The 692-nt window shown below is 48.8% G+C and carries 1 protein-coding gene; it reads right to left on the bottom strand.

Annotated features, from left to right (window positions below; genetic code table 11):
- A partial coding sequence (locus R7Q48_RS27585) for a TRAP transporter large permease subunit (protein ID WP_318133457.1) occupies window positions 1–692 on the bottom strand: 692 nt, incomplete at both ends.

Here is a 692-nt window from a genome sequence, read left to right as displayed (position 1 = left end):
ATGGAAGAGAGTACAGTGAGTGCTAAATGCCACCAAGAATCGATACCCATCAACAATAATTGGGTATTGAAAACAAACATGAATGGCAGAATGGCGGTTCTAATATCGTAGGTAAAGCCTTGGATACCGGTACGAATTGGATCGGACTTCGCGATTGCTGCAGCGGCAAAGGCAGCCAGACCGACCGGTGGTGTATCATCGGCGAGAATACCGAAATAGAACACGAACAAGTGCACCGCAATCAGTGGAATGATAAGACCGTGCGCCGCACCGAGCGTTACGATAACTGGCGCCATTAGCGTTGATACTACAATATAGTTTGCTGTGGTAGGCAGACCCATACCGAGAATCAGACTGATAACCGCAGTAAACAGCAGCATTAGGATGACACTACCGCCAGAGATAAACTCAACAAAGTCCGTCATCACCAAGCCGATACCAGTTAGTGTCACAACGCCAACAACCGTACCTGCCGCCGCAGTTGCGACACCGATACCGATCATGTTGCGAGCACCAGCCACCAAGCTTGCAGCAAGATCAACAAAACCCTCTTTGGTTTGCTGTACTAGGTCGCCTTCTTTCGCAAGTAACGCCATCAGAGGGCGTTGTGTTAGCAAAATGAAGACCATAAAGACGGTTGCCCAAAACGCTGATAAGCCAGGTGAGAAGCGCTCTACTGTTAAACACCAAAC

This window comes from Vibrio sp. 378, from assembly GCF_033339435.1.
This window is presented reverse-complemented; position numbering and strand designations above follow the sequence as displayed.